4 protein-coding genes are annotated in these 6662 nt (G+C 35.3%); all 4 read left to right on the top strand.

The genetic code is table 11. From position 1 onward, the window contains the following. Nucleotides 1–621 precede the first annotated feature (621 nt). The 4 genes from HLX49_RS11715 to HLX49_RS11700 all read left to right on the top strand — a co-directional run bounded on the left by HLX49_RS11715 (nt 622) and on the right by HLX49_RS11700 (nt 6662). Nucleotides 622–2178, top strand: a complete 1557-nt coding sequence (locus tag HLX49_RS11715; protein WP_296362072.1) for a BCCT family transporter — start codon at nt 622–624, stop codon at nt 2176–2178. Between the two features lie 592 nt (nt 2179–2770). Further along, on the top strand, nt 2771–4849 hold the full coding sequence (locus HLX49_RS11710) for a BglG family transcription antiterminator (RefSeq protein ID WP_077703160.1): 2079 nt from the start codon (nt 2771–2773) through the stop codon (nt 4847–4849). Then, entirely contained in the window at nt 4846–5112 is a 267-nt protein-coding gene (locus tag HLX49_RS11705; protein ID WP_077703161.1) for a PTS sugar transporter subunit IIB, read from the top strand. The genes HLX49_RS11710 and HLX49_RS11705 overlap by 4 nt, the downstream gene beginning before the upstream one ends. Before the next feature lie 272 nt (nt 5113–5384). Beyond that, nucleotides 5385–6662: a PTS ascorbate transporter subunit IIC gene (locus HLX49_RS11700; RefSeq protein WP_077703162.1), complete on the top strand. Its 1278-nt coding sequence runs from the start codon at nt 5385–5387 to the stop codon at nt 6660–6662.

The following is a 6662-nucleotide window of genomic DNA, read 5'->3' as shown; positions in this document are numbered from 1 at the left end:
GAGCCAATTGAACGAGCTGCTCACCCAATGATGAAAGTCCGTGTGCAAATGGATGCACCTGTAAAGCCATTCGATATGATGAGAAAAGCCAAGTAGGTAATCTGAATTTAAAATTACAAAGCATGATGACCCGTTCCATGTGAGAGAAGCAATGTCTATCATGAGAATGGGTCTCTTTTTATATTATAGGAAACCATCTTGGCTCTCCCAAGGTCGCAAGTCACCATCTATCATGGAAAGCACTTGAAGGCGGTTTTTTCATACAAAGTATAAAATTAGTGGCTTGTGTATAACAACATAACCGAATAAGCCACGTCCCGCTCCAGCACCCAGCAACTAGACGACTTACTTCATGAATCGCCCTACGGTAAGTCATCATCGTTTCGTCACTAAGAGAAAGCCGACTAAAAACGGGCTTGCCGCCTAACGTAGGTATACTCCTGCTTTAGTGACATGATTCCTAAATCTTTAGTTGATTCGTTCCATTCGCTACGTTGCTAAAGACGCCCCCATCCTTTGTTCGATCAAGTTTTATTATGTTAAAAATGTAGCCAACGTTTACAAACTTCTCCCAAGTGGTATTACAAAAAGTAAAATTTATCATATTTGGAGGTTGTTTGTGTGAGTACAAAGCGTAAAGGAAGGCAGCAAAAAAAATTAATTGATTATAAAATTTTTTTACCGGCACTTTTTATCATTGTTGCCATTAGTATTCCCTTATCGTTGTATGAAGCTGAATCGCTAGAAATTTTAAATACGATATTTAATAAATTAGTAGATGTGTTTAGTTGGGGCTATTTATGGTATGCAATCATCTTAGTAGGCGTAGCGTTTTATTTATCTTTTTCAAAATACGGTAAAGTGGTGTTAGGAAATCCTGCTGATAAACCACGGTTTACATTATTTGAATATGCGTCTATTTTAATTGCTATGGGTTTAGGCTCAACGATTATGCGTACAAGCATGACGGAGTGGGCAAATGTTGCGGTCAACCCACCATTTGGAGTCGATCCTCAGTCAGTGGAAGCTATACTGTGGGGGAATTCATATAGTATGTTTTTATGGAGCTTTCAAACATTTGCTATCTTTGTTATGGCTGCTCCAGCAATGGGGTATATTTTACATGTGAGAAAGAGTCCAGTCATGCGGATATCTGAAGCTTGTCGTGTTATTTTCGGGGACCAATTTACAGATGGTGTCGGGGGAAAAATTTTAGATATTATCTTTCTAATAAGCATTCTAGCAGGAGCCGCGGTAACATTAGGATTGGGCGCGCCGATTGTTACTTATAATCTTGCTGAACTATTAAACATAGAAATAAACTTTACCCTGACGTTTATTGTTACAGTTGTATGGGTGCTTTTATTTTCGGTGAGTGCTTATTTAGGAATAGAGAGAGGAATAAAAAAGTTAAGTACGCTTAATATGTATCTTGCTGGTGCATTTGCTTTAATCATTATGTTAATAGGACCTGGTATTTTTATCCTTAATTACTTTACGGACAGTGTTGGATTTTTAGTGTCTAATTATGTCGATATGTCTTTTCATACAAACTCCTTAAGCAACGGTGGAACTTCGCATATAGAAAGTCAGACTATATTTTGGTTTGCTTATAATGCTACTTGGGCCATGTTGCACAGCGTATTTGCAGCAAAGATTTCTTATGGTCGTACGATTAAAGAAATGATATTAACGTATTTAATGGCTCCAACTTTTATTTCTTGGGTAGCAACAGGTGTACTTGGTGGTTTAGGTGTGAACAGTTATTTGTCAGGTGAGGTTTCCGTCTTAGATACGGTAGCAAATAATGAAGCCATGCAAGCTATTCCAGATATATTATCGTCGCTACCATTTTCAACGATCGTACTTATCATGTTTATTACGATTGCAATGATTTTCTTAACGACTACATTAGATTCTACTACGTATACTATCGCGTCTTATACGAGTACCGAAAACATGAGCAAAGTGGAACCGTCCAAATATTTACGAATAATTGTCGCTGCTGTTATTACAGTAATGGCGTTAATTTTAATGCGAATAGGTGGTTTGCCACCGTTAGAAGTTGTTTCAGGGTTATTGGGGATCCCAATAATTGTTGTTCAATTTCTAACGATATATGCTATTAAAAAAATGATCGATGAAGATAAAGCTTGGAAAACAAATGTACGTGATTAAGAATAAGTTGTTTAAATGATATGGAGTGAAGAATCTCTAGTAGCTTAGATTGAAAAGTTGCTAGAGGTTTTTGATTTTCTATAGGAAAGCATAAAATGTAAAGGTTTATAATTCTTACCTGATTATATTTCATTTGTAAGGAAAATATGAAATAAATTCAGAAACAAGGGATAGTATTAGACTTAATAACAAATATTAACATGGTTAATATTGATGTTCTACTATTTTCGAATAAAATATTTTACCTTATACTTGTACTATAGGAAAGACTATAGAGGAAGTAAAAAATTTTGGGGTTTATAGGAAAAGAAAAAGAGGCTTTCGCCAAAACTTGGCCACAAGCCAAGCCTTTCTAAATGGTGGCACATGGTGATTTTTCGCCATTTAGATTGTTTAAAAAGTACTTTAAAAAAGGCACATAGATGTTTCTGGGTGCTCGTTTGTGAAAGACTTGGCTTATTGCCAAGTCTTTCATAATCAATTGCAAGTTTAAATTGCAATTGCTAAACCAAAGATTGCAATTTAAACTGCAATGATTTGGTCTTGGTAGCTAAACTAGGGACTTTGTATAATATAAATGAGGTGAAGATAGATGAATAATCGCGCGCGTGATATTGTTTTATTATTTATTGAAAATGATCATTTTTTTACGGTCCATGCACTTACGCAACACTTTTCTGTAAGTCAACGTACTATTTACAATGACTTAATGGACATTGATGCATTTTTGGCAGAACATGATCTTCCCTCTTTACTACGTCAAAAAAGAAACGGCATAAAATTACAGCTTCGGAAATCGGATCAAAAAAAACTAAAAGATCTATTGGATCAAGAAGAACTAGGGGTCTATTCACCTGAAGAACGAAAAAATGCTGCTTTACATTACATGTTAACTCGCCATGAATATGTAACTATTGATCAAGTATCTAACTTTTTAAAGGTATCGAGAAATACGGTAATTAACGATATGAAGCAATGGAAGCTTTGGTTACAGGATCAATCATTATCGTTAACATCCTATCCTTATAAAGGCTTGAAAATAGAGGGTACAGAATTAGCAATGAGAAAAGCACTCTTAACAATTTATAAAAATGAAAAAAGAGAACGTGTACAAATTACAAGCGTAGAACAGTCTATTCTAAATGAGTTTCTTTCGGTTGAAGAGATTAACCACCTTACTCGTATGGTTAGAAAGGCTGAAGATGATCTGCAAATAATTATTTCAGATCATTCCTACTTTAGAGTTATTCTTCACCTTGGATTGGCTATTACTCGCGTGAAGATGCGACGTACACTTAACGATGAAGCGATTTCTGCAAGTGTTCTAGAAACTCGTGAGTATGAAGTAGCTTGTATAATCAAAAAAGAAATAGAACGAGCTTTTAGCATCGTGTTTCCAGAAAACGAAGTAATGTATTTTGCTTCACAACTTGTTAGTAGTAGTCTGCAGGGGGCGAAACAATACGGAAATACGAACGACCAATGGCTTCCCTTACAAATGGTAACTCGTACTTTTGTTGAAAAGCTAGAAACGGTATTTCATATGTCGTTTATGGAGGATGCGCAACTATTTAACGGTTTAATGGCTCATTTACGGCCAGCCATTTACCGGCTTAAAAATGATACGCACATTGAAAATCCTGTTTTAAATGCTATAAAGGAAAACTACCAATATGTGCATCATCAAGTAATGCAGACAATCCCTGTTATTGAAACGCAGTTGGATGTTAACTTTAATGAACATGAAGCTTCTTTTATAACGATGTATGTTACTGCAGCTATAGAAAGACAAAAGAAAAAAATCCGTAGAAAGCCTGTTGTCATTATTGTTTGCGATACAGGAATGAGCACATCACAAATGCTAGCAACACAATTAAAAAATTTGTTTCATATCCGTGTACTAGGTGCATTTCCAGCCAGACAGGCTGCTGAAATTGTTCAACAAGAGTTCATTGATTTAGTCATAACGACCGTTTCAATAGAGATTAAAGGGACAGAAGTTATTAATGTGAATCCTGTATTATCAAAAGAAGATATTCAGAAATTAGCTTTGTTATTAGAAAAGTTTGAGGGGCAAGAGTTGCTTGTGTTGGATATTTTGCAAATTATGGAGCCTTACTGTACTGTTCATAATTCATTGGAGCTTAGAAATAAGCTACAGCAGTATTTTCAGCATGATGCAACAAAAACGCGTCAACTAGAGAGGAGAGCAAATCCTGTGTTAATTGAAGTATTGAATGAAAATCTGATTATTACACAATCAGATGTACAAGATAGAGATAGTGCTGTAAAACTAAGTGGTGAATTGCTCTTGAAAAATGACTTAATTAAACGAGATTACATTGAAGCAATGGTTAACAATGTTCATGAAAATGGTACTTATATCGTCATTGCACCGGGGATAGCCATGCCTCATGCAAGACCAGAATATGGAGCAAAAGATATTGGTTTTAGCATTGTTACATTGAAAGATCCAATTGCTTTTGGGCACAGAACGAATGATCCTGTGAGAATTGTTATTGGTTTTTGTGCAATAGATCACGAAACACATTTAACTGCATTGTCAGAACTAGTGGGTGTTTTAAATCAAGAAGAAAAGCTAACGGCGATTTTAAATGCTGAATCATCAAAAGAAATTATGGATATTTTTCAAAAGGAGGAAAAACAATGATTAAAATTGTTACCGTTTGTGGTGCTGGTGTAGGGAGTAGTATGATGTTACGGGTATATGCGCAGCAAGTGCTGTCTGAAGAAGGAATTCAAGCTACTGTTGAGGCATCAGATATTAGCTCAGTAAGTGCGGATGAATATGATATTGTTATAACAACTTCTGATTTCGCTGATATTTTACGCAATTCAAAAGCAAAGGTTGTAAGAATCGATAACATGATGGATAAAGAGTTGCTCAGAACGGAATTAATGAAAGTAATTTAGCGATGGTGTTATTTCTTTTAAAGGTTGCTCAGTTGGATCCAATAAGTTATTTGAGCAACCTAGAAATATAATTACTCAACTTTAAGCGGGTATCATTATAAAACCATCAAGGTGACAAGAATAACCTTTGTAAAAGGACTTGTAGTTATCTAGTAGTTGTAGAATAGAAAAAATAATCTTTAAACAATTTGCCAAATTATAGCTATAAATCGTAATTCCCAGTACTTTCAAGTTAATAATTTCACAAATACAAACGAAGGAGAGATCAGCTAATGGATTTCATTATGTATCTAATTGACAATATATTCAGTCAGGCAGTGTTTGTAATTGGAATTGTTGTGTTAATCGGGTTATTGGTGCAAAAGAAAAGCTTTGATAACATTGTTTCCAGTACAGCTAAAACAATGATCGGCTTTTTGCTTATTAATACTGGAGCACAATCACTAGGAATATCTTTATTACCTTTACAGCCAATGCTTAGTAAAGTATTTCATTTAAATGCAGAAGTACCAACACTTGCTGAAGCTCAAATGGAAAGCTTTGTTGCAATTGGTACTGAAATGGCACTTATTTTTGCGTTAGGATTCATTATTCATATTTTATTTGCACGAATGACCCCATTTAAATACGTACATTTGTCTGCTCATGTGTCTTTTTTCTATGCTGGTTTAATCGCAGCTTTGTTAAAGTTCGGTACGAATATGGGATTTGTCCCACTTGTATTAACTGGTTCACTTATACTCGGATTTTATTTAACGTTTACTTGTTCTTATGTAGCGCCGCTTATGAAAAATATTAAAGGTGGAGAAGGATTCACGTTGGGGCATTCTAGTTCTAGTGGTGTTTGGATTGCAGCAAAGCTAGGCGGGGTGTTTGGTAATAAAAAACGTGATTTAGAAGATATTAAGATTCCAAAAATGTTAAATTTCTTGCGTGAAATGACGATAGCGCTAACAGTTATTATGTTTTTATTATTCCTTGTTGTATCCATTATCTCTGGTCCAACTTGGGTTATGAAAAATATAAGTGATGGGAGAGATGTTTTTTCTTTCTCTTTATTAAATGGCTTGCAATTTGGATTGTGGATTACTGTTATTTTAGCTGGTGTAAGAATGTTATTAGCTGAAATCATACCTGCATTTCACGGAATTGCTGATAAAGTTATTCCGAATGCAAAACCTGGCTTAGATGTACCACTTTTATTCCCAAATTACCCGACCTCAGTTATTGTAGGCTTTTTAACGAGCTTAGTTGCGGGATTTGTTGGGATGATCATCTTGGCTTTGATCGATTATCCAATTGCTGTTTTTCCAGCATTAATACCAACATTCTTTACTGGTGCTGCTACGGCAATATTTGGGAATTCAACAGGGGGAGTTAGAGGTGCATTGATTGGTTCGTTTGCCAATGGTTTAATTTTAATTCTTGGTCAAGCATTTCTTCTTCCACAAGTAGGGTCCTATGCATCTATTATGCGCATACTTAGTGAAACTGACTATGCTTTGTATGGGCCATTACTAGGTTTGTTACTTAAGTTGATTGGAGGCTAA

This window comes from Virgibacillus sp., from assembly GCF_013393565.1.
Classification (GTDB): domain Bacteria; phylum Bacillota; class Bacilli; order Bacillales; family Amphibacillaceae; genus Virgibacillus; species Virgibacillus dokdonensis.
The sequence above is the reverse complement of the archived record's forward strand: the minus strand, read 5'-3'. Positions and strand labels throughout refer to the sequence as shown.

Bases quoted from the DNA above. Each gene is read 5' to 3' on its own strand.
- HLX49_RS11710 (WP_077703160.1), top strand. From the start codon at position 2,771: ATGAATAATCGCGCGCGTGATATTGTTTTATTATTTATTGAAAATGAT.
- HLX49_RS11705 (WP_077703161.1), top strand. From the start codon at position 4,846: ATGATTAAAATTGTTACCGTTTGTGGTGCTGGTGTAGGGAGTAGTATG.
- HLX49_RS11700 (WP_077703162.1), top strand. From the start codon at position 5,385: ATGGATTTCATTATGTATCTAATTGACAATATATTCAGTCAGGCAGTG.